The organism is Actinokineospora sp. NBRC 105648 (genome assembly GCF_030269645.1).
GTDB lineage: Bacteria > Actinomycetota > Actinomycetes > Mycobacteriales > Pseudonocardiaceae > Actinokineospora.
Map to the genome: position 1 here is coordinate 151615 of NZ_BSTR01000001.1, position 24152 is coordinate 175766.

1 protein-coding gene is annotated in these 24152 nt (G+C 72.8%); it reads left to right on the forward strand.

Going from position 1 to position 24152, the window contains the following annotated elements; all coding sequences use genetic code 11:
• The first annotated feature begins 22 nt into the window (after nucleotides 1-22).
• Nucleotides 23-24145, forward strand: a complete 24123-nt coding sequence (locus QSK30_RS00500) for a type I polyketide synthase (RefSeq protein ID WP_285498713.1) — start codon at nucleotides 23-25, stop codon at nucleotides 24143-24145.
• Nucleotides 24146-24152 lie beyond the last annotated feature (7 nt).

Below are 24152 nucleotides of genomic sequence, written 5' to 3' on the forward strand. Positions count from 1 at the left end.
TCCCCGCTGGGAGTCGCTGACGATGGCGAATGAAGAGAAGCTGCTCGACCACCTGAAGTTCGTCACCGGCGAGCTGCGCCAGGCGCACCGGCGGCTGCGCGAGGTCGAGGAGCGGGACGCCGAACCGATCGCGATCGTGGCGATGAGCTGCCGGTTCCCCGGTGGGGTCGGCAGCCCCGAGCAGCTGTGGGACTTGGTCGCCGCGGGTACGGACGCCATCGGCCCGTTCCCGGCCGACCGGGGCTGGGACCTGGACGGGCTGTTCGACCCCGACCCGGACGTGCCGGGCACCAGCTACGGGCGCGAGGGCGGCTTCCTGCCCGACGCGGCGGAGTTCGACGCCGCGCTGTTCGAGGTGTCGCCGCGCGAGGCGACGGCGATGGACCCGCAGCAGCGCGTGCTGCTGCAGGCCTGCTGGGAGGTCTTCGAGCGGGCGGGTATCGACCCGAAGTCGTTGCGCGGCAAGCCGGTCGGGGTGTTCGCGGGGACCAACGGCCAGGACTACGCCAGTGTCATCGCCGCCGACCCTGAGGCCGCCGAGGGGTATCTGGCGACCGGTAGCGCCGCGAGTGTCCTTTCCGGACGAATCTCCTACACCTTCGGGCTCGAAGGGCCTGCGGTCACCGTCGACACGGCGTGCTCCAGCAGCCTGGTCGCGCTGCACCTGGCCATCCGGGCGCTGCGCTCGGGCGAGTGCACCCTGGCGTTGGCCGGTGGTGTGACGGTGATGGCCACGCCCGCGGCGTTCGTGGAGTTCAGCCGCCAGCGCGCGCTCGCCCCGGACGGCAGGTGCAAGGCATTCGGCGACGGCGCTGACGGCACTGGCTGGGGTGAGGGCGTCGGTGTCCTGCTCGTCGAGAAGCTCTCCGACGCTCAGGCCAACGGGCACCAGGTGCTCGCTGTGGTGCGAGGGTCGGCGGTCAACCAGGACGGTGCGTCCAACGGTCTGACCGCGCCGAACGGGCCCGCGCAGCAGCGGGTGATCCGGGCGGCGCTAGCCTCGGCCGGGCTTGAACCATCCGATGTGGACGCCGTGGAGGCGCACGGAACCGGCACCCGGCTCGGTGACCCGATCGAGGCGCAGGCGCTCCTGGCCACCTACGGGCGCGACCGGGCGACGCCGCTGTGGCTGGGTTCGGTGAAGTCGAACATCGGGCACACCCAGGCCGCCGCCGGTGTCGCCGGTGTGATCAAGATGGTGCAGGCGCTGCGGCACGGTGTGCTGCCCGCGACCCTGCACGCGGATCGGCCGTCGTCGCACGTGGACTGGTCGGCCGGTGCCGTCGAGCTGCTCACCGAGACCCGGCCGTGGCCCGCCGTCGACCGCCCGCGCCGGGTGGCGGTGTCCTCGTTCGGGGTCAGCGGCACGAACGCCCACACCATCCTGGAACAGGCCCCCGAGCCTGAGCCTGCGGCGGCCGCCCCCGCGCCCGCCCTGGTGCCACTGGCCCTGTCCGGTCACACCGCCGACACCCTGCGGGCCCAGGCCGCGCGGTTGGCCGAGTTCCTCGCGGAGTCCGACGCCGCGCTGCTCGACACCGCATACTCCCTGGTCACCGGGCGTGCCGTGCTGCCGCACCGGGCTGTGGTCGTCGCGGCTGACCGGGCTTCGGCGATCGCCGCGTTGACCGAGGTGGCGCAGGGGCGCGACCTCGCCCAACGTGGCGAGGCCGGGGTCGCGACACCTGGCAAGCTCGTGTACCTGTTCACCGGTCAGGGATCCCAGCGCCCGGGGATGGGTGCCGAGCTGTACCGGGAGTTCCCGGTGTTCGCGGCTGCCGTCGACGCGGTGCGCGCGCGGGTCGAGTTCGCCGACGACGAGTCTGTGCACCAGACCGTCAACGCCCAAGCGGCGCTGTTCGCCCTGCAGGTCGGGCTCTTCCGGCTGCTGGAGTCCTGGGGCCTGCGGCCAGACGTCCTCTTGGGACATTCGATCGGCGAGTTGGCCGCCGCGCACGTCGCCGGTGTTCTCTCGCTCGATGACGCGTGCGCACTGGTCGCCGCTCGCGGACGGCTGATGCAGGCGTTGCCCACTGGCGGTGCCATGCTCGCGGTCGAGGCCGACGAGGTCACTTTGCCTGCGGGCGTTGACCTCGCCGCGATCAACGGTCCGCGTTCGCTCGTGGTGTCCGGTGACGAGGACGCGATCGACGCGCTCGAGGCCCAATGGCGCGCGGAGGGCCGGAAGGTCAAGCGGCTCACCGTCTCGCACGCGTTCCACTCGCACCGCATGGAGCCGATGCTCGAGGAGTTCGCGCGGGTCGCCGAGCGGCTCACGTTCCACCCGCCCCGGATTCCCCTGCTCGCCACGGCGACCGGCGCGGTGGACACGCCCGGCTACTGGGTTCGACAGGTGCGCGAGACTGTTCGTTTCGCCGACGCCGCCGCACGCCTGCCCGAGAGTGCCCGCTGTCTGGAGCTGGGTCCAGATGGTGTGCTCAGCGCGTTGGTCGGTACGGGTGTTCCCCTGCTCCGTGCGGGTCGTGACGAACCGACGACCGCCGTGCGCGCCCTGGCCCGCGTCCACACCCAGGGTGCCCGGCCCGACTGGACCGCCCTACTGCCCGGTGGCACCCGGGTCGACCTGCCGACTTACCCGTTCGAGCGGCACGCCTACTGGCCGCGCGCCACCGTCCGCGCCGATGTCACCGCTGCCGGACTCGGTACCGCCGACCACCCGCTGCTGGGCGCCGCCGTGTCGCTGGCTGCGGGCGGTGGGTTGCTGCTGACCGGGCGGCTCTCCGCGTCGAGCCACGGGTGGTTGACCGATCACCGCGTCCTAGGCGACGTCCTGGTCCCGGGCGCCGCGTTCGTGGAGCTGGCCCTGCACGCCGGTGAGCAGGCGGGCTGCCCCACCCTGGACGAGTTGGCCATCGAGGCTCCGCTGGTGCTCAGCGGGACCGCGCAGGTGCAGGTCAGCGTGGGTGCGCCTGCGGACGACGGTACCCGCGCGGTGCAGATCCACTCCCGGGTCGACGAGGGTGAGTGGATCAGGAACGCCGACGGTGTGCTGAGCCCGGCGGTGATCACGCCCGAGCCGCTGACCTGGCCGCCGATCGCCGAGCCGGTCGACCTGACCGGGTTCTACGAGCGCGCCGCCGAGGCGGGCTTCCGCTACGGCCCGCTGTTCCAGGGGTTGACCGCCGCCTGGCAGTCCGGCGACGAGCTGTTCGCCGAGGTCGAGCTGCCCGAGCCCGGTCACCGCGACGCCGCGCGGTGCGGCCTGCACCCGGCCCTGCTCGACGCCGCCCTGCACCCCACCGGCCTCGACCCGGCTCGCGCCGGCCTGCCGTTCTCCTGGTCCGGGGTCGCCCTGCACGCTGTCGGTGCCACCAGTCTGCGCGTGCGGATCACCGCGCGGGGCCTGGACACCTACGCGCTCACCATCACCGACCCGACCGGCGCGCCCGTGGCGACGGTCAGCGCTCTCGGCCTGCGCAAGCCGACGGCCGTCCGGCCGAGTGACTCGCTGTTCGCCCTCGACTGGACCCATCTGTCGCTTGTGGACAGCCAGGCGACCGTACTCCGGGCCCAACCCGCCGACTGGGAGCCTGCCGACGCCGTGGTCTGGCGGGTGCCGACCGGCGCCGTCGAGTCCACTGTGGTCGATGGGCTGACGGCCCTGCGGACCTGGCTGGACGACGACCGGTTCGCCGAGTCCACCCTGGTCGTGCTGACCTCCGGCGCGGTCGCGGCGGGTCCCGGCGACGATGTCACCGATCTCGCCGGTGCCGCGCTCGGTGGCCTGGTGCGGTCCGCGCAGTCGGAGAACCCCGGCCGGTTCCTGCTGGTCGACGCCGATACCGAGCCCACCGACGCCGTCATCGCGGGCATCCTCGCCCTTGACGAGCCGCAACTCGCGTTGCGCGGCAACGAGATCCTCGCGCCCCGGCTCGCGCGCGCGGCCACCGGCCTCGTGCCGCCCGAGAGCGCGGCCTGGCGTTTGGAGCCCGGCGCGGGCTCACTCGACGAGTTGGCACTCGTCGAGGTTCCGGATCGCGAGCTCGCGCCCGGCGAGGTGCGGATCGCGGTACGCGCCACCGGTCTCAACTTCCGCGATGTGCTGATCGCCCTCGGCTCGTACCCGGAGCGCGCGCTCATGGGCTCCGAGGGTGCGGGCGTCGTGGTCGAGGTCGGTGCCGAGGTCGCGGACCTGGCGCCTGGGGACCGGGTGTTCGGCCTGTTCTCCGGCGGCTTCGGTCCTTCGGTCGTGGTCGACCGGCGGATGGTCGCCCTGATGCCGAGCGAGTGGTCGTTCACCCAGGCGGCCTCGGTGCCGATGGTGTTCCTCACCGCCTACTACGGGCTGGTGGACCTCGCCGGGCTGCGCGCGGGTGAGTCGGTGCTCATCCACGCGGCGGCGGGTGGGGTCGGCATGGCGGCCGTGCAGGTCGCGCGGCACCTGGGCGCCGAGGTCTACGGCACCGCGAGCCCGGCCAAGTGGCCCGCGACCGGCCTGCCCGCGGACCACCTGGCGTCTTCACGCGATCTTGGCTTCGCCGACCGGTTCCCGGCCGTGGACGTGGTGCTCAACGCGCTCGCGGGCGAGTTCATCGACGCGACCGTGCGGCTGCTCAAGCCGGGCGCCCGGTTCATCGAGATGGGCAAGGCCGACCTGCGCGCCGACATCCCCGGCTACCGGGCCTTCGACCTGGGCGAGGCGGGCCCGGACCGGCTCGCGGAGCTGCTCACCGAGGTGCTCGACCTGTTCGCCCGCGGGGTGTTCACGCTGCTGCCGGTGCGCGCGTGGGACCTGCGGGACGCGCCGTCGGCGTTCCGGTTCGTGGGCCAGGGCAAGCACATCGGCAAGAACGTGCTGACCGTGCCCCAGACCTTCGATCCACAGGGGACGGTGCTGGTCACCGGCGGTACCGGGGTCCTCGGCGCGGCGCTCGTCCGGCACTTGGTCGCCGAGCACGGCGTGCGGCACCTGGTGCTGGCGAGCAGGCGTGGCCCGGACGCCCAGGGCGTGGCCGAACTGCTGGACCTGCCCGCGGACATCCGCGTGGTGGCCTGCGACGTGGCCGACCGGACCGCGCTCGGGGCGCTGCTGGCCGACATCGCGCGTGATCGACCGCTCACCGGTGTCGTGCACGCCGCGGGCATCGCGGACGACGGCGTGCTGGCCGCGCTGACCCCCGAGCGGATCAGCGCGGTGCTGCGCCCCAAGGCTGAGGCCGCGCTCGCGTTGCACGAGCTGGTCGGCGACGTGGCCGTGTTCGCGATGTACTCCTCGGCCTCATCGGTGTTCGGCTCACCCGGCCAGGCCAACTACGCCGCCGCGAACGCGCTGCTCGACGGCCTCGCCGCCCACCGCAGGGCCCGTGGGCTCGCTGGGTCGTCGTTGTCCTGGGGCTTGTGGGCTCAGGCCAGCGCTATCAGCGGCGGCCTCGACACCACCGACTTGGCACGCGCCACCCGGATCGGCGGCGCGTTGAGCACCGAGCAGGGGCTCACCCTGTTCGACGCCGTGCTGCGCAGCCCGCTCGCGCACACGGTGCCCGTCCGGTTCGACCCCGCTGTCGCCCGCGGGTTGACCCCGTTGCCCGCGTTGCTGCGCGGTCTTGTCCGGACCCAGACCCGCCGGGCGGCCACCGCCACCGACGCGTCACTGGCTGACCGGCTGGCCGCGCTTCCCGCCGCCGAGCGGACGCGGGTGCTCGTGGCCATGGTCCGGACCGAGGTCGCCGCGGTCCTGGGTCACTCCACTGTGGACGGCATCGACCCGGCCCGCCCGTTCAAGGAACTGGGGTTCGACTCCCTCACCGCCGTGGAGCTGCGCAACCGGCTGGCGGGGGCGGCGGGTCTGCGCCTGCCCGCGACGCTGATCTTCGACCACCCCACCCCGGCCGCGCTCGCCGCGTACCTGCTCTCGCTCATGCCCGACACCCAGGCTGCCGCTCCGCGGGCGCGGGTCGCCACCTCGACCAGGGTCGACGAACCGATCGCCATCGTGGGCATGAGCTGCCGGTATCCAGGGGGTGTTGAGTCCCCTGGGGACCTGTGGCGGTTGGTCGCCGAGGGGCGCGACGTCATCGGCCCGTTCCCGACCGATCGCGGGTGGGACCTCGACTCGCTCTACGACCCGGACCCCGAGCGGGTCGGCACCACCTACACCCGCGCGGGCGGGTTCCTCGACGGCGTAACGGGTTTCGACGCCGCGCTGTTCGGCATCTCCCCGCGTGAGGCGACCGCGATGGACCCCCAGCAGCGCCTGCTGCTGGAGGCCACCTGGGCGGCGTTCGAGGCGGCGGGCATCGAGCCCGGCTCGGTGCGCGGCACCTCCGCCGGGGTGTTCGTCGGTGTCGCGTCCTCCGGCTACGGCGTCAACGTGCGGCTGCCCGAGGGGGTCGAGGGGCACTTCCTGACCGGCAGCTCCACGAGCGTCGCCTCCGGCAGGCTCGCCTACACCTTCGGGTTGGAGGGGCCCGCGGTCACCGTGGACACCGCCTGTTCCAGCAGTCTGGTGGCGCTGCACCTGGCCGTTCAGGCGTTGCGGAACGGCGAGTGCGACCTGGCGCTGGCCGGTGGCGTGACCGTCATGGTGAGCCCTGGGATCTTCACGGAATTCAGTCGCCAGAAGGGGTTGTCGGTCGACGGCCGGTGCAAGTCGTTCGCCGCGGGCGCCGATGGGACCGGGTGGTCCGAGGGTGTCGGCGTGCTGTTGGTCGAGCGGTTGTCCGACGCCCAGCGCAACGGCCACGAGATCTTGGCTTTGGTGCGGGGAAGCGCGGTCAACCAGGATGGCGCGTCCAACGGCCTCACCGCGCCCAACGGTCCCGCCCAGCAGCGCGTCATCCGCGCCGCGCTGGCCAACGCGGGACTGAAACCATCCGATGTGGACACCGTCGAGGCGCACGGCACCGGTACCGCGCTCGGTGACCCCATCGAGGCCCAGGCGCTCCTGGCGACCTACGGCGCCGAGCGGACCGAGCCGCTGTGGCTGGGCTCGCTGAAGTCCAACCTCGGCCACGCCCAGTCCGCCGCGGGTGTCGCGGGCGTGATCAAGGTGGTGCAGGCCCTTCGCAACGGCCTGCTGCCCGCGACCCTGCACGTCGACGAGCCGTCACCGCACGTCGACTGGACCGCCGGGGCGGTGTCGCTGCTGACGTCGGCGCGGCCGTGGCACGCGGGCGATCGGCCGCGCCGGGCGGGGGTGTCGTCCTTCGGGGTAAGCGGCACGAACGTGCACACGATCATCGAGGAGGCGCCCGCCGCCGCGCGTCCCGCAGGTGTCAAGCCCACGCACCCGGTGCCGATCGCTGTGTCGGCGCACTCGCCGCAAGCGCTTGCCGCCCAGGTCGAACGGCTGCGCGCGCTGGTCGAGCGCGACCCGGCCATCCGGCCGGTCGACCTCGCGCACTCGCTTGCCGCCCGCCAACTCCAGGCACACCGCACGACCTTCGCGGCTCTGACCAGGGAAGATGTGCTGGCGGGTCTGACGCCCGGTACCGGGGGGCGCGCGTCCACGGGTGTGGCGTTCCTGTTCACCGGTCAAGGTTCGCAGCGCGCGCGGATGGGGACGGAGCTTCACGCGGCGTTCCCGGTATTCGCCTCGGCGTACGACGAGATCCGAGCGCGCGTCGACTTCGGCGACGCTCTCGACCAGACCGGCGACGCGCAGCCCGCGCTGTTCGCGCTCGAGGTGGCGCTGTTCCGGCTGCTGGAGTCCTGGGGCCTGGTGCCGGATGTCCTCATCGGACACTCGGTCGGCGAGCTGGCCGCCGCGCACGTCGCCGGGATCCTGTCACTGGACGACGCCTGCGCCCTGGTCTCCGCCCGCGCCCGCCTGATGCAGGCGTTGCCCACGGGCGGTGCGATGCTGGCGGTCGAGGCCGACGGAGCTGACGGGCTCGACCTGCCCGCCGGAGTCGACCTGGCCGCGGTGAACGGACCCCGGTCACTGGTGGTGTCGGGCGACGAGGACGTGATCGCCGCCCTGGAGGTCCAGTGGCGCGGCGAGGGGCGCAAGGTCAAGCGGCTCGCGGTGTCCCACGCGTTCCACTCGCACCGCATGGACCCGATGCTCGACGAGTTCGCACGGGTCGCGGCCGGTCTGACCTACCACTCACCGTCGATCCCGATTTTGTCCACTTCGGATGGTGACCCGACGTCGCCGGACTACTGGGTGCGCCAGGTCCGCGGCACGGTCCGGTTCGCCGACGCGGTGTCCCGTGCCAGCGTCGGCACCTACCTCGAGCTTGGTCCCGACGGCGTTCTGTCCGCCTTGGTCGACCACGGCATCCCGACGCTGCGCGCGGGGCGTGCGGAGGTTGAGACGCTGCTCGCCGCCGTCACCGCCGCGCACACTCGTGGCGCCCCGCTGGACCTGCGCGCCCTCACGCCCGGCGGCAGGCGCGTCGACCTGCCCACCTACGCGTTCCAGCGCGAGCGGTTCTGGCTCGACATTGCCCCAGAGGTCTCAGAGGTCCCTGAGTTCACCGCCGACCCGGCCGAGGCCCTGTTCTGGGCGGCTGTCGACGCCGGTGACGTCACCACCCTCGCGACCACGCTCGACCTGTCGACGGCGGGGATCGACGCCGTGCTGCCCGCGCTGGCCACCTGGCGGAAGGGCCGCCAGTCTCAGGCCACTGTGGACTCTTGGCGCTACCAGGTTTCCTGGGTGTCGGTCGAGGCCGCCACCCCCGCCACCGGGACCTGGCTGGTCACGGACGCGCGAGTCGCGAAGGCGCTGCGCTCGGCCGGTGTCGAGGTCGTCGAAGAGCCCGTTCCCGGTCTGGCCGGGGTGGTCGCCGTCGAGCCGGACCTCGCCGAGGTGCTCGCGCTCGTCCACGCGGCCGAGGCACCGCTGTGGGTGCTGACCAGGGCCGCTGTGTCCTGCGTGGATGCCGCAGGGCGTCCAGGGGCCGCGCAGGTGTGGGGTCTGGGCCGGGTGGCCGCGTTGGAGCACCCAGACCGCTGGGGTGGTCTGGTGGACCTGCCCGCCGACTTGGACACGCGCGCCGCAGCCCGCTTGGCGGCGGTGCTGGGCGGCTCGGAAGACCAGGTCGCGATCCGTGAGTTCGGCGCGTACGCCCGCAGGCTCCGCCTCGCCGACTCGGTCGCGGCCCAGCCGTGGCGGCCCGATGGCACCGTCCTGATCACCGGCGGCACCGGGGCCCTGGGCGCGCACGTCGCCCGTGCCCTCGCCTCGCGGGGTACCCCGCACTTGATCCTCACCAGCAGGCGCGGCCTTGACGCGCCCGGCGCTGAAGCCCTCCGCGTCGAGTTGGTCGCCCTCGGCGCGCTCGTGGATGTCGTGGCTTGCGATGTCGCCGATCGGGCGGCATTGGCCGAGTTGTTGACGGACGAGGACATCGCTGCGGTCGTGCACGCGGCGGGTGTCACCGACGACGTCGCGATCGCCGCCCTAACTCCCGAGCGACTCACAGATGTCCTGCGCGCCAAGGTGGACGCGGCCGACAACCTCGATGAACTGCTGCCCGACGCGGAGCTGGTCCTGTTCTCGTCGATCGCGGGCGTCTGGGGCAGTGCCAACCAGGCGGGCTATGCGGCGGGCAACGCCCACCTCGACGCGCTGGCCGAGCGCCGCCGGGCCCAGGGGCGCCGGGCGACCTCGGTCTCCTGGGGCCCGTGGGCCGACGCGGGCATGGCAGCACGTGGCGACGCCGCCGACTACCTGCGCAAACGAGGTCTCCGCCCGCTGGCGCCCGCGTTGGCGATCACCGCCCTCGATGCCGCCGTGGTCGATCCGGCGGCGTGCGTCACGGTCGCCGATGTCGATTGGTCCCGCTTCGCGCCGGTGTTCACCTCGACCCGGCCGAGTCCGCTGCTGTCCCTGGTGGCCCCGGAGGAGCACCGCGAAGCCGACGCGGGGTTGCTCGAACTGTCTACTGTGGAGTTCCAGGTCACGCTGCTCGACCTGGTGACCAAGGCTGTCGGCGCGGTGCTGGGCCACCGGACGCCGGTCGATCCCGGCATCGCGTTCGCCGACCTGGGCTTCGACTCGCTCACCGCCGTGGAACTGCGCAACCGCCTGGCCGAGGCCACCGGACTGGCGCTGCCGACGACCACGGCGTTCGACCACCCCACGGCCACGGCACTGGCCACTCACCTGGTGGTCCTGCTCGGCGGGGACGCCGCCCCGGTCGCCGCTCCGGTGGCGGTGGCCACGACCGAACCGATCGCCATCGTGGGCATGGCGTGCAGGCTCCCTGGCGGCGTCCGGTCGCCGCAGGACCTGTGGGACCTCGTCTCGGCCGGTGCGGACGGCATCTCCGCGTTCCCGACCGACCGCGGCTGGGACGTCACTGGCGCGGACTTCGCCGCACTGGGCGGTTTCGTGCACGACGCGACCGGCTTCGACGCCGAGCTGTTCGGCATCTCGCCCCGGGAAGCCACGGCGATGGACCCGCAGCAGCGGGTGCTGCTGGAGGCGTGCTGGGAGCTGCTCGAACGCGCGGGCGTCAACCCGACTTCGCTGCGCGGCAGCCAAACCGGTGTGTTCGTCGGCGCGTCCAACTCCGGCTACGGCCTCGGGTCCGACACGCCGGACGAGGTGGCGGGCCACCTGCTCACCGGCAGCGCCAACAGTGTGATCTCCGGTCGAGTCGCCTACACGCTGGGCCTCGAAGGGCCCGCGCTCACCGTCGACACCGCGTGCTCCAGCAGCCTGGTCGCCCTTCACCTCGCCGCGCAGGCACTTCGTCAGGGCGAGTGCACCTTGGCGCTCGCGGGCGGCGTCACCGTGATGCCGACCCCAGCCGCGTTCACCGAGTTCGCGCGCCAGGGTGGCCTCGCCACCGACGGCCGCTGCAAGGCCTTCGCCGAGTCCGCCGACGGTACCGGCTGGTCGGAGGGGGTCGCGGTGATCCTCGTCGAGCGGCTCTCCGACGCGCTGGCCCAGGGGCGGGAGATCCTGGCCGTGGTGCGGGGCAGCGCGGTCAACTCCGACGGCGCGTCCAACGGCCTCACCGCGCCCAACGGCCCGTCCCAGCAACGGGTCATTCGGCAGGCGCTCGCCAACGCGGGCCTGGTTCCGTCCGATGTGGACGCTGTGGAGGGGCACGGCACCGGCACCCGGCTGGGCGACCCCATCGAGGCGCAGGCGCTCTTGGCGACCTACGGCGCCGACCGGGCCGAGCCGCTGTGGCTCGGCTCGCTCAAGTCCAACATCGGCCACGCCCAGGCCGCCTCCGGCATGGCGGGCCTGATCAAGATGGTGCAGGCCATCCGGCACGGCATCCTGCCCAAGACACTGCACGCGGATACGCCTTCGTCCCATGTGGACTGGTCGACCGGTGCTGTACGGCTGCTCTCCGAACCGCGTGACTGGCCCATGACCGACCGTCCTCGCCGTGCGGCCGTCTCGTCGTTCGGTATCAGCGGCACCAATGTGCACACGGTCATCGAACAGGCGCCGATTGTCGAATCGGTGGCGGCCCACCGGGTCGCGCCGCCGGTGCTGCCGTTCGTGATCTCCGCTCGTGGGCCCGAAGCCCTGCACGCCCGCGCCGCCGAGCTGCGAGACCTCGACATGGACCCGCTGGACCTCGCGCACTCCCTGGCCACCACACGGGCGGTCCTCGACCACCGAGCCGTCGCCTTCAGTGCCGACGCGGTGACCGCGTTGGCCGCCGGGCATTCCGCGGCCGACCTGGTCACCGGCGTCGCGGTGCCGGGCAAGCTCGCGTTCCTGTTCACCGGCCAGGGCTCCCAGCGGCCGGGCATGGGCCACGAGCTCCGGGCCGCGTTCCCGACCTTCGCCAACGCCCACGACGAGATCCGCGCCCGGGTCGGGTTCGCCGACGACGACAAGATCCACCAGACCGTCAACGCCCAAGCCGCGCTGTTCGCGCTTGAGGTCGCCCTCTTCCGGCTCGTGGAGTCGTGGGGACTGCGACCCACCGCGCTGGCAGGTCACTCCATCGGCGAGCTGGCCGCCGCGCACGTCGCCGGGGTGCTGTCGCTGGACGACGCGTGCACGCTGGTCCGCGCCCGTGGTCGGCTCATGCAGGCGCTTCCCACAGGTGGCGCCATGCTGGCCGTCGAAGCGGACGAGGTCGAGCTGCCCGCAGGGTTGGACCTGGCGGCGGTGAACGGCCCGCGGTCGCTGGTGCTCTCAGGGGACGAGGAGCCGATCGTCGCGCTGGCGTCAGAACTGCGGGCCGACGGCGTGCGGGTCAAGCGCCTGACGGTGTCGCATGCGTTCCACTCGCACCGCATGGAGCCGATGCTCGCCGAGTTCGCGCAGGTCGCGGCCGGTCTGACCTACCGGGCGCCACGCATCCCGATTTTCACCACCTCCTCCGGCGAGATCGACACGCCGGACTACTGGGTGCGCCAGGTCCGCGAGACCGTGCGGTTCGCCGATGCCATTGACGGACTGCGCACGGCCGGGGTCACCACGATGCTGGAGCTGGGCCCGGACGGCACGTTGACCGCGTTGGCGCGGCAGGGCGGCGAAGGTGTCTTCGCCCCGGCCTTGCGGGTCGATCGACCGGAGCCTGCCGCGCTGCTGCACGCCGTGGCCACCGCGCACGTGCACGGCACCGAGGTCGACTGGTCGGCCGTGGTCGCGCCGTGGGGTGGTCGACGGGTCGACCTGCCGGTGTACCCGTTCCAGCGGCGGCGGTTCTGGCTGGACGCGGCTGGGCGGTCCACTGTGGACCTGGATCGGTATGTCGTCGAGTGGGAGCGCTTGCCTGAGGTCGCGGGCGAGCGGCGCCGGTGGGCTGTGCTCAGCGCCGACGGCGTCGTACCAGCCGACTTGGCCGAGGTGCTGGACGCGGTCGGTGTCCGGTTCGGTGCCCCGATCGACGCCGATGGCGTGCTCTGTCTGGCTGAACGACCTGAAGATCTGCTGCACGTGGTCGGTCTTGACATCCCGGTGTGGGGTATCACGCGGGGTGCGGTGGCCGTTGCCGCGAGTGATGTCCCCGACCCGACCGCGAGCGCGGTGTGGGGCCTGGGGCGGGTCGCGGCCCTGGAGCTGCCGCAGTGGCGCGGCCTGATCGACCTACCGTCCACTGTGGATGACGCGCGCCTGCTTCGGAGCGTCCTGAGCGGCGACGAAGACCAGGTGGCCGTCCGTGAGACCGGTGCGTTCGGCCGCAGGCTGCGCCGGGCGGCCAAACCCGCGGGCGCGCGACCGTGGCAACCGGGCACTGTCCTGGTGACCGGCGGGACGGGTGCGCTGGGTGGGCACGTCGCCCGGTGGCTGGCGGGCCGTGGGGCGGCGAAGATCGTGCTGGCGGGCAGGCGCGGTCCGGACGCCCCCGGCGCGGCCGAGCTCGTCGCCGAGCTGACCGCTTTGGGCGCCGAGGCTGTCGCGGTGTCCTGCGATGTCGCCGACCGGGACGCGCTGGCCGCGTTGCTGGCTGAGCACCCGATCACCGCCGTGGTGCACACCGCCGGTGTCATCGGCGCGTCCCCGCTGGTCGAGACCACGGCCGATCACCTCGCGGAAGTTCTGCACGCCAAGGTGACCGGCGCGGCGAACCTGCACGAGCTGTGCCCGGACGTGGACGCTTTCGTGCTGTTCTCGTCGATCGCGGGCACCTGGGGCAGCGGCGGCCAAGCCGCCTACTCCGCCGCGAACGCCTACCTCGACGGCCTCGCCGAGCACCGTCGCGCACTGGGCCTGGCCGCCACCTCGGTGGCGTGGGGGCCGTGGGCGGGGTCGGGCATGCTCGCGGCCGAGGACGGCGAGGAATACCTGCGCAAACGCGGACTCACCGCGATGTCGCCGGAGCGGGCCATCGCGGCCCTGGCCCAGGCGGTCGACCACGGCGAGACGGCTGTTACCGTGGCCCAGGTCGATTGGGACCGCTTCGGCGCGACTTTCACCGCTGCCCGGCCCAGCCCGCTGCTCTCCGCTTTGATGCTGCATTCGACTGTTAATCGAAGGGTTGCTGGTTCGAGCCCCTTCGCGGACCTCCCCGTGGCCGAGCGCTTGCGCGCCGCGATCACCCTGGTCCGCACCGAGGCCGCCGCGGCGCTGGGGCATGACTCGGCGGACCGGGTCGCGCCGGACCGGGCGTTCGCCGATCTGGGCTTCGACTCGCTGACCTCGGTCGAGCTGCGGGACCGGCTGGTGACCGCCACCGGTCTCCGGCTTCCGGCCGGGGTCGTGTTCGACTTCCCGACCGCCATGGCGCTCGCCGCGCACCTCGTCGGTGATTCCACAGTGGACGATGTGCCGGCGCCGGTCGCGGTGACCGACGACCCGGTGGTCATCGTGGGTATGAGCTGCCGTTTCCCGGGTGGGATCGACAGTCCCGAGCAGCTGTGGGAGCTCCTGGTCGAACGCCGGGACGTGCTGGGGCCGTTCCCCACCGACCGCGGCTGGGACCTCGACACACTGGTCCACCCCGATCCGGACCACCCCGGCACCTCCTACGTCGACCGGGGTGCGTTCCTCACTGCGGCCGACCGGTTCGACGCGGACCTGTTCGGCATCTCGCCGCGCGAGGCCGTCGCGATGGACCCGCAGCAGCGGTTGCTGCTGGAGACCACTTGGGAGGTCTTCGAGCGGGCGGGCATTGATCCCCGTTCTCTGCGTGGCTCGCGGACCGGTGTGTTCGCCGGGACCAACGGTCAGGACTACACGCGGTTGACCCTCGCGGTCGACGTGCCGGAGGGGCATGTCGCGACCGGCGGCGCGGCCAGTGTGATGTCCGGGCGGGTCGCCTACGCGTTCGGGCTGGAGGGGCCCGCGCTGACCGTGGACACGGCGTGTTCATCGGCGTTGGTGGCCTTGCACCTGGCCGCACAGGCGTTGCGCCACGGGGAGTGCACGCTGGCGCTCGCGGCTGGTGTGACCGTGATGGCGACACCCGGCGCGTTCGTGGAGTTCAGCCGTCAGCGCGGCCTCGCCGCTGACGGCCGCTGCAAACCGTTCTCCGACAACGCTGACGGCACCGCCTGGGGCGAGGGCGTCGGTGTGTTGTTGGTGGAGCGCCTCTCCGACGCCCGGCGCAACGGGCACCCGGTGCTCGCGGTCGTCGAGGGCTCGGCGGTGAACTCCGACGGGGCGTCGAACGGCCTCACCGCGCCGAACGGCCCATCGCAACAGCGCGTCATCCGGGCGGCGCTGGCCTCGGCGGGGCTCCGTTCGTCCGATGTGGACGTCGTGGAGGCACACGGGACCGGCACCGTGCTGGGCGACCCGATCGAGGCCGAGGCGCTGCTGGCCACCTACGGCCAGGACCGCGTCGACCCGGTGTGGCTGGGCTCGGTGAAGTCGAACCTGGGGCACACCCAGGCGGCGGCGGGCGCGGCCGGGGTGATCAAGGCGGTGCTGGCCCTGCGCCACGGGGTGCTGCCCGCCTCGCTGCACGCCGAGTCGCCGTCGTCGCATGTAGACTGGTCGACGGGCGCTTTGGAGCTGCTCGCTGATCCCCGCCCGTGGCCCAAGCGCGCGAATCCCCGTCGTGCGGCGGTTTCCGCGTTCGGCATCAGCGGCACGAACGCCCACGTGATCATCGGCGACCCGCCGATGTCTTCGACCCCCGAGCCCATCGACGGCCCGGCCTTCTGGCCGTTGTCCGCGCACACGCCGCTCGCGCTCACGGCGCGGGCCGGGCAGTTGGCCACGGCGCTGTCAGGTGAACTGCGGTCTGCGGTTGATGTCGGCCGCACGCTCGCCACCGGTCGAGCGGCGTTGAGCCACCGCGCGGTTGTGTTGTCCGGCGTGCCGGGGCTCGCGGCGTTGGCGGCCGGGACGAGCGGTCCTGGGGTGGTGCGGGGAACGGCGCGCCCGGGTCGCCCGATCGCGTTCCTGTTCACCGGTCAGGGTTCCCAGCGCGTGGGCATGGGGCGTGTCCTGCACGCCACCTTCCCGGTGTTCGCCGAGTCCTTCGACGCGGTGTGCGCGCTGGTCGAACTCGACCGACCGCTGGCCGAGGTCGTCTTCGGCTCGGGCGGGGACCTGGACCAGACGGTCTACACGCAGGCGGGGCTGTTCGCGCTGGAAGTGGCGCTGTTCCGGCTGCTCGAGTCGTGGGGCGTCGTCCCGGACGTCCTCATTGGACATTCGATCGGCGAGTTGGCCGCCGCGCACGTGGCCGGGGTGCTGTCGCTGGACGACGCCTGTGCCCTGGTGTCGGCCCGTGGCAGGCTGATGCAGGCCCTCCCGCCCGGCGGCGCGATGCTGGCCGTCCAGGCCGACGAGGTCGACCTGCCCGCAGGTGTTGATCTCGCGGCGGTCAACGGTCCACGGTCGCTGGTGGTGTCCGGCGCCGAGGACGCCGTGGCCGCGCTGGAGTCGCAGCTGCGCTCCGAGGGCGGCAAGGTCAAGCGGCTGACGGTCTCGCACGCGTTCCACTCGCACTTGATGGACCCGATGCTCGCCGAGTTCGCGCAGGTCGCGGCCGGGTTGACCTACCACGCCCCGCGCATCCCGATCGCCACCACGGCCTCGGGCGACATCGACACCCCGGACTACTGGGTGCGCCAAGTCCGCGAACCCGTCCGTTTCGCTGACGCCGTGGCCGACCGTGACGCCACGTACCTCGAACTCGGCCCCGACGGTGCCCTGTCCGCGCTGGTCGAGGACAGCACCCCGCTGCTGCGCCGTGACCGCGACGAGGTCGAGACCGCGCTCACCGCGCTGGCACACGCCTACGTGCACGGCGCGACCCCGGACTGGGCCGCCGTGTTCCAGCCGTGGGGTGGTGGTGGGCATGTCGACCTGCCCACCTACCCGTTCCAGGGGGAGCGCTACTGGCAGCACGTCCCGCCCACAGGCGACGTGACCTCGGCGGGTTTGCGTTCGGCGGGTCACCCGTTGCTAGCCGCCGTTCTCACCCCGGCGAGTGGTGACGGGCTCGTCCTCACCGGGAGGCTCTCGCTGGCGACCCACCCGTGGCTGGGTGAGCACCGCGTGCACGGCACGGCTGTTGTTCCCGGCACGGCGTTGCTGGACATCGCCCTGCACGCGGGTCACCTCGTCGCCCGACCGGTCGTGGACGAGCTGACTCTGCACGCGCCGCTCGCCCTGCCCGAGCGTGGCGCCGTCGAACTCCAGGTCACCGTCGCCGACGCTGCCCTGACGATCCACTCCCGTGCCGGCGACGGACCCTGGACCCATCACGCGTCCGGCACCCTCGCCGCGGACAACCCGACCGAGCACGCCGCCGCCGAGACCTGGTCGCTCGACACCGCGGACTCCGTCGACCTGGGCGATCACTACTCCAGGCTGTCGGCCGCCGGTCTGGACTACGGCCCGCTCTTCCAGGGACTCCGCGCTGTCTGGTTGGACGATTCACCAGTTCAACCTGTGAACAATCCTGATGTTCACTTGTCCTCACGTAGAATTGTTGAACGATCTGCCTGGGCCGAGGTGGGGTTGCCGGGGCGGCCGGACGCGGGTGACTTCGGGGTGCACCCGGCGCTCCTCGACGCCGCCCTGCAAGCGATCGCCGTTGTGGGCAGTAGCAGCGTTGGTAGTGACGGGGCGGTTGGCGACGGGGTGGCCCGGGTGCCGTTCTCCTGGTCGGGTGTCCGGCTGCACGCGACCGGGGCCACCGAGCTGCGGGTGCGTCTCGCCCCCATCGGCCCGGACACGATCGCCGTGCGGGCGGTCGACGCCGATGGCGCACTGGTGCTCACGATCGACTCGGTGACCCTCCGGGTGACCGCCGCGACCCGCCCGGACTCGTTGTTCGAGGTCCAGTGGGTGCCGGTCCCGCCCGCTGCCACCCAGATCGGGCTCGCCGTGGTCGAGCCGTCCACTGTGGACGAGGCGTTGACCGCCGTGCGAGGCGGCGGAGACCTCGTGGTCCTCACCCGAGGGGCCGTTGCCGCGATCCCTGGTGACGACATCACCGATCCGGCGACGGCCGCGATCTGGGGGCTCGTTCGTTCGGCCCAGTCCGAGCAGCCCGGCCGGTTCACCCTCCTCGACACCGACGACACCCTGCCGCCGAGCGCCGCCCACGGCGAACCGCAGGCCGCCATCCGCGACGGTCAAGTCTTGGTCCCCAGGCTTGCCCGCTTCCGTCCGACACCGCCCCCGGTCACGCCCTGGTACCTGACCCCCGGCGGTCGCACCCTCACCGAACTCGACCACACCCCCGTCGTCGAAGCTCCGCTCGCCCCGACCCAGGTCCGTCTCGCCGTGCGCGCCGCCGGGGTCAACTTCCGGGACGTGCTCATCACGCTCGGCGAGTACCCGGAGGCCGCTGACCTGGGCTCCGAGGGCGCGGGCGTGGTCACCGAGGTCGGCCGGGAGGTGACCGGCCTGCGGCCGGGGGACCGCGTGTTCGGTCTGCTCGGCGCCGGATTTGGTCTACAAGCGACAGTCGACCACCGGTTGCTCGCGCCGATTCCCGACGGCTGGTCGTTCGCCGAGGCCGCCGCGGTCCCGATGGCGTTCCTCACCGCCTACTACGCGCTGGTCGACCTCGCGTGCGTCCGGCCAGGTGAACGCGTGCTCGTCCACGCCGCCGCCGGTGGGGTCGGGATGGCCGCCGTCCAGGTCGCGCGACACCTCGGCGCGGAGGTCTACGGCACCGCGAGCCCGGCCAAGTGGCCCGCCACCGGTCTCGCCGACGACCACCTCGCCTCCTCCCGCGATCTCGCGTTCGCCGAGCGGTTCCCGCAGGTGGACGTCGTGCTGAACGCCTTGGCCGGTGAGTTCATCGACGCGAGCGCGAGCCTGCTGAGGCCGGGTGGGCGGTTCATCGAGATGGGCAAGGCCGACCTGCGCGACGGCATTCCCGGCTACCGCGCGTTCGACCTCTGGGAGGCGGGTCCGGACCGCCTCGCCGAGATGCTCGCCGAGGTGGTGCGCCTGTTCGACGAATCCGCGCTCGCCGTGCCGCCGGTCCGCGCATGGGACATCGGGGACGCGAGTTCCGCGTTCCGGCATGTCGCCCAGGCCAAGCACATCGGTAAGAACGTGCTCACCGTCACCCGACCGATAGATCCACAAGGGACAGTGCTGATCACCGGTGGCACCGGGTCCCTCGGGGGTCTCTTGGCCCGCCACCTCGTCACCGCGCACGGTGCGACGAACCTCGTCCTGATCAGCAGGCGCGGCCCCGACGCCCCCGGTGCGGCGGAGTTGGCCGACGACCTCACCGCGCTCGGCGCGACCGTCGAGGTCATCGCTTGCGACGCCGCAGACCGCGCCGCGCTCGCCGAGGTCATCGCGGGCCGGACGCTCACCGCCGTGGTGCACGCCGCGGGAACCGTCGCCGACGGTGTGATCGAAACCCTTACACAGCAGCAACTTCATGCCGTTGACGACAAGGTCGTCGCCGCTCGCAACCTGCACGAGCTGACCCAGGGCCACGACCTCGCCCTGTTCGTCCTCTACTCCTCGGTCGCCGCCACCCTCGGCACCCCCGGCCAGGGCAACTACGCCGCCGCCAACGCCCAGCTCGACGCGCTGGCCCAGCACCGGGTCGCCCGGGGCCTGCCCGCCGTCGCGCTGGCGTGGGGGCTGTGGGACCGGGCGAGCGAGATCAGCGACACCGCCGACCGCGATCGCGCCACCCGACTCGGCGCCCCGCTCTCCGACGCGGGCGGCCTCGCCCTGTTCGACGCCGCCATCACCGCCGGCCGCGCGCACCTCGTCCCGGCGAACCTCGACCTCACCCGGCTCCGCGGCGACGTTCCGGTGGTGCTCAGCGGGCTGACCAAGGCTCCGGTGCGTCGAGCCGCACCCGCCCGGCGGATCGAGGCGGGTCGGACCGTTCGGTCGCTGACCGAGCTGATCCGGGCCGAGGTGACCGCCGTGCTCGGCCATTCCACAGTGGACCCCGAGCGCTCGTTCACCGAGCTGGGCTTCGACTCGCTCACCGCCGTCGAGCTGCGCAACCGGCTCGGCGCGGCCACCGACCTGCGGCTGCCCGCCACGCTCGTCTTCGACCACCCGACTCCCGCCGCCCTCGCCGTCCACTTGCACGCGCTGACCGAGCCACGACGCCCGGTGGCGGCGGAGGCGAGCGACCGCCGCACCGACGAGCCGATCGCCATCGTCGCGATGAGCTGCCGCTTCCCCGGTGGCATCGACTCACCCGAGGCGCTGTGGCGGGTCGCCGCGGACGGGGTCGACGCTGTCGGGGCGTTCCCGACCGACCGCGGCTGGGACCTGAACACGTTGTTCGACAACGGAAAGCCCGGTAGCACCTACGCCCGCACCGGTGGGTTCCTCGACAGCGCGGGCGCCTTCGACGCCACCCTCTTCGGCATCTCGCCGCGCGAGGCGCTGGCCATGGACCCGCAGCAGCGGCTCCTGCTCGAGGCCGCCTGGGAGGTCTTCGAACGGGCGGGCATCGACCCGCTGTCGGTGCGCGGCACCCAGGCCGGTGTGTTCATCGGCGCCGCCGCCTCACTGTACGGCGCGGACATCGCGGCCGCCGAGGTCGAGGGCCACCGGATGACCGGTGCCGCGACCAGCGTCGCGTCCGGCAGGCTGTCCTACTTCTTCGGCTTGGAAGGCCCGGCCGTCACCGTCGACACCGCGTGTTCGAGCAGCCTCGTCGCGCTGCACTGGGCGGTGCAGGCGTTGCGCGAGGGGGAGTGCACGATGGCACTCGCCGGCGGTGTGGCCGTGATGGCGACGCCCGGGATGTTCACCGAGTTCTCCCGCCAACAGGGCCTCGCCGCCGATGGGCGCTGCAAGTCCTTCTCCGCCGACGCCGACGGCACCGGGTGGTCCGAGGGCGTCGGGATGCTGCTGGTCGAGCGACTGTCCGACGCGATCGAACGCGGTCACGAGGTTTTGGCCGTGGTGCGGGGAAGCGCGGTCAACCAGGACGGCGCGTCCAACGGGCTCACCGCGCCCAACGGCCCGGCGCAGCAGCGCGTCATCCGCCAGGCGTTGCGCCGGGCCGGTCTCACGACGTCCGATGTGGACGTTGTCGAGGCGCACGGCACCGGTACCACGCTCGGCGACCCGATCGAGGCCCAAGCCCTCCTGGCCACCTATGGGCAGGACCGGGAAACCCGGCTGTGGCTGGGATCCCTCAAGTCCAACATCGGTCACGCGCAAGCCGCCGCCGGTGTCGCGGGCATCATCAAGGTCGTCCAGGCGATGCGCCACGACACCCTGCCCAAGACGCTGCACGCCGAGCAACCCTCCCCGCACATCGACTGGAGCACCGGCAACGTCGCCCTGCTGACCGAGCCGCGCGCCTGGCCGCGCACGGACCGCCCGCGCCGCGCAGGCGTCTCGTCGTTCGGCGTCAGCGGGACCAACGTGCACACGATCATCGAGGAAGCGCCCGCGGTGCCGCCGGTCGAGCGCGCGGCGGCGCCGACACCCCCGGTCATCCCGTGGCCGGTCTCGGCCGGATCAGCGGATGCGTTGCGGGAACAGGTGAAGCGGCTCGCCGAGGTGGATGCTCCGCCCATTGAGGTTGCCCGCGCGCTGGTCGCAACCCGTGCCGATCTGCCCCACCGGGCGGTCTTCCTCGGTGCCGAGAACCTGCTTGCCACACCGGCCGCCGAGGGGGTCGCCACACCCGGTCGAACAGCTTTCCTGTTCACCGGCCAGGGATCGCAGCGCGCGGGCATGGGCAGTCAGCTGCGCGAGCAGTTCCCGGTCTTCCGCGCGACCTTCGACGCCATCCGCGAGCGCGTTCCGTTCGACGACACCGCCATCGACCAGACCCAGCACACCCAGGCCGCGCTGTTCGCGCTGCAGGTCTCGCTCTACCGGCTCGTCGAGTCCTGGGGCTTGGTGCCCGATCACCTCGTCGGCCACTCGATCGGCGAGCTGGCCGCCGCGCACGTCGCCGGGGTGCTCTCCTTCGACGACGCGTGCACGCTGGTCCGCGCCCGAGGCCGCTTGATGCAGGCGCTCCCCACGGGCGGCGCGATGCTGGCCGTGGAGGCGGAAAGCCTGGAACTGCCGGACGGCGTGGACTTGGCGGCGGTCAACGACCCGCGGTCTCTGGTGGTGTCCGGCGCCGAGGACGCCGTGGCCGCGCTGGAGTCGCAGCTGCGCGCGGAGGGCCGCAAGGTCAAGCGGCTGACGGTCTCGCACGCGTTCCACTCGCACTTGATGGACCCGATGCTCGCCGAGTTCGCCCAGGTCACGGCCGGAGTGGCCTATCACTCACCCGCCATCCCGATCACCACGACGGCCGCGGGCGAGATCGACACCCCGGAGTACTGGGTGGGTCAGGTCCGCTCGACCGTCCGCTTCGCCGACGCGGTGGCGCAGCTGCCGGACGCGGGTGTCACCACGCTGGTCGAACTAGGGCCCGACGGCACGCTCACGGCGCTCGCCCAGCAGTGCCTCGACGGTCGAGAGATCGTCGCGGTGCCGACCCTGCGAGCCGACCGCGACGAGCCGACCACGGTGCTCAAGGCCCTGGCCACGGCGTTCGTCCACGGCGCCAAAGTCGACTGGGCCGCCGTCGTGGGCGACGGCCCGCGCGCGACCCTGCCCACCTACGCCTTCGACCGCACCCACTACTGGCTCACGGCCGAACCCGAGGCCGAGGACTCCTGGTTCTACCGCGCCGAATGGACCGAGATCACTCCCGGCGCGCCGGCGCGCGGGAAGTGGCTGGTGGTCGGGGAAGGCGAGCCCGAAGTCCTCGACGCACTCCGAGTCGAGGGCATTGATGCGGTGCCCACCTCGATCGACGCTGTCGCCACTACCGAAGCTGACGGTGTCTTGGTCCTGCCCGCTGACGCGGCGACTGTCCTGCGGGTGCTGAAGACCGCCAACGCGCCGGTCTGGTCCACGACCCGCTCCGCCGCGAGCGATCCCGACCAGGCCCAGGTCTGGGGCCTCGGCCGAGTCGCCGCGCTCGAGCAACCCCGCCAATGGGGTGGGCTGGTCGACCTCGACGGTGATCTCCGCGCGCTGCCACGGATTCTCACCGGGGGTGAGGACCAGGTCACCCTGCGGGACGGCAGGGCCCTGGGCAGGCGCCTGGTCCGGGCCGAGCGGCCATCCGGTCCACAGTGGACACCAATCGGTCCGGTGCTGGTCACCGGTGGTACCGGGGCGTTGGGCAGGCACGTCGCCCGCTGGCTGGTCAGCCGCGGCGCCACCCACCTCATCCTGGCGAGCCGCAGCGGCCAAGACGCCCCCGGCATCAAGGACTTCGTCGCCGACCTGGGCATCCGCGTGGACGTGGTTGCCTGCGACGTCGCCGACCGCGCGGCGGTGGAGCGGTTGGTCGAGTACCGGCCCGCTGTCGTCATCCACGCCGCCGGGATCGCGGGTACCACCCCGATCGCCGACACCGACCCGGCCACGTTCGCCGAGGACCAGCGGGCCAAGGTGCTCGGCGCCCGTCACCTCGACGAGCTCCTGCCGGACGCCGAACTCGTCCTGTTCTCCTCCATCGCGGGCGTCTGGGGCAGCGGCGGCCAGTCCGCCTACGCCGCCGCAAACGCTTTCCTCGACGCGCTCGCCACCCGCGGCCGGGCGAGTGGCCGCCGGGTCACCGCGATCGCGTGGGGCCCGTGGGCGGGCGCCGGCCTCGCGGCGGGCGAAGCCGAGGCGTACCTGCGTGAACGCGGGCTGCGGCCGATGGCGCCGGGCCGGGCGGTGGCCGCGCTCGGTGCCGCCCTCGCCGGGAACCAGCCGTGCGTGACCGTCGCCGACGTCGACTGGGAGCGGTTCGTGCCCGCGTTCACCAGCGCCCGGCCCAGCCCGCTGCTGGCCGCCTTCCGCAAGGAGGAGCAGCCCGACGGGCTCACCGACCTCGCCGTCGACCTGACCGGAATGTCTGATGTGGACCGTGAGCGGGCGCTGCTCGACCTGGTCCGCGGGCAGGCCGCCGCGGTGCTCGGCCACGACGGTGCCGCCGCCGTCCCGGCCCGGGCGGGCTTCGCCGACCTGGGCTTCGACTCGCTGACCGCCGTGGAGATCCGCAACCGGCTCGCCGAGGCCACCGGGCTGCCGCTGCCGACCGCGCTGATCTTCGACTACCCGACCCCGGTCACCCTGGCCGCGCACCTGGGCACCGAGTTGCTCGCCGCCACCCCCGACCCCGCCGAGGCCGAGCTGCGCCGCGCGCTGGCCGAGCTGCCGATCGCCCGCCTGCGCGAGGCGGGCGTCCTGGACGTGCTGCGCTCGCTGGCGGGACTCACCGCCGCCACCACTGACCCCGCCGACCCCGCCCCGCCCGCCGAGTCGGCGGCCGAGATCGACCTGATGGACGTCGACGCCCTGATCCAGTCCGCTTTCGACAACCCGGGCGCGTGACGCGTGT

Bases quoted from the DNA above. Each gene is read 5' to 3' on its own strand.
- QSK30_RS00500 (WP_285498713.1), top strand. From the start codon at position 23: ATGGCGAATGAAGAGAAGCTGCTCGACCACCTGAAGTTCGTCACCGGC.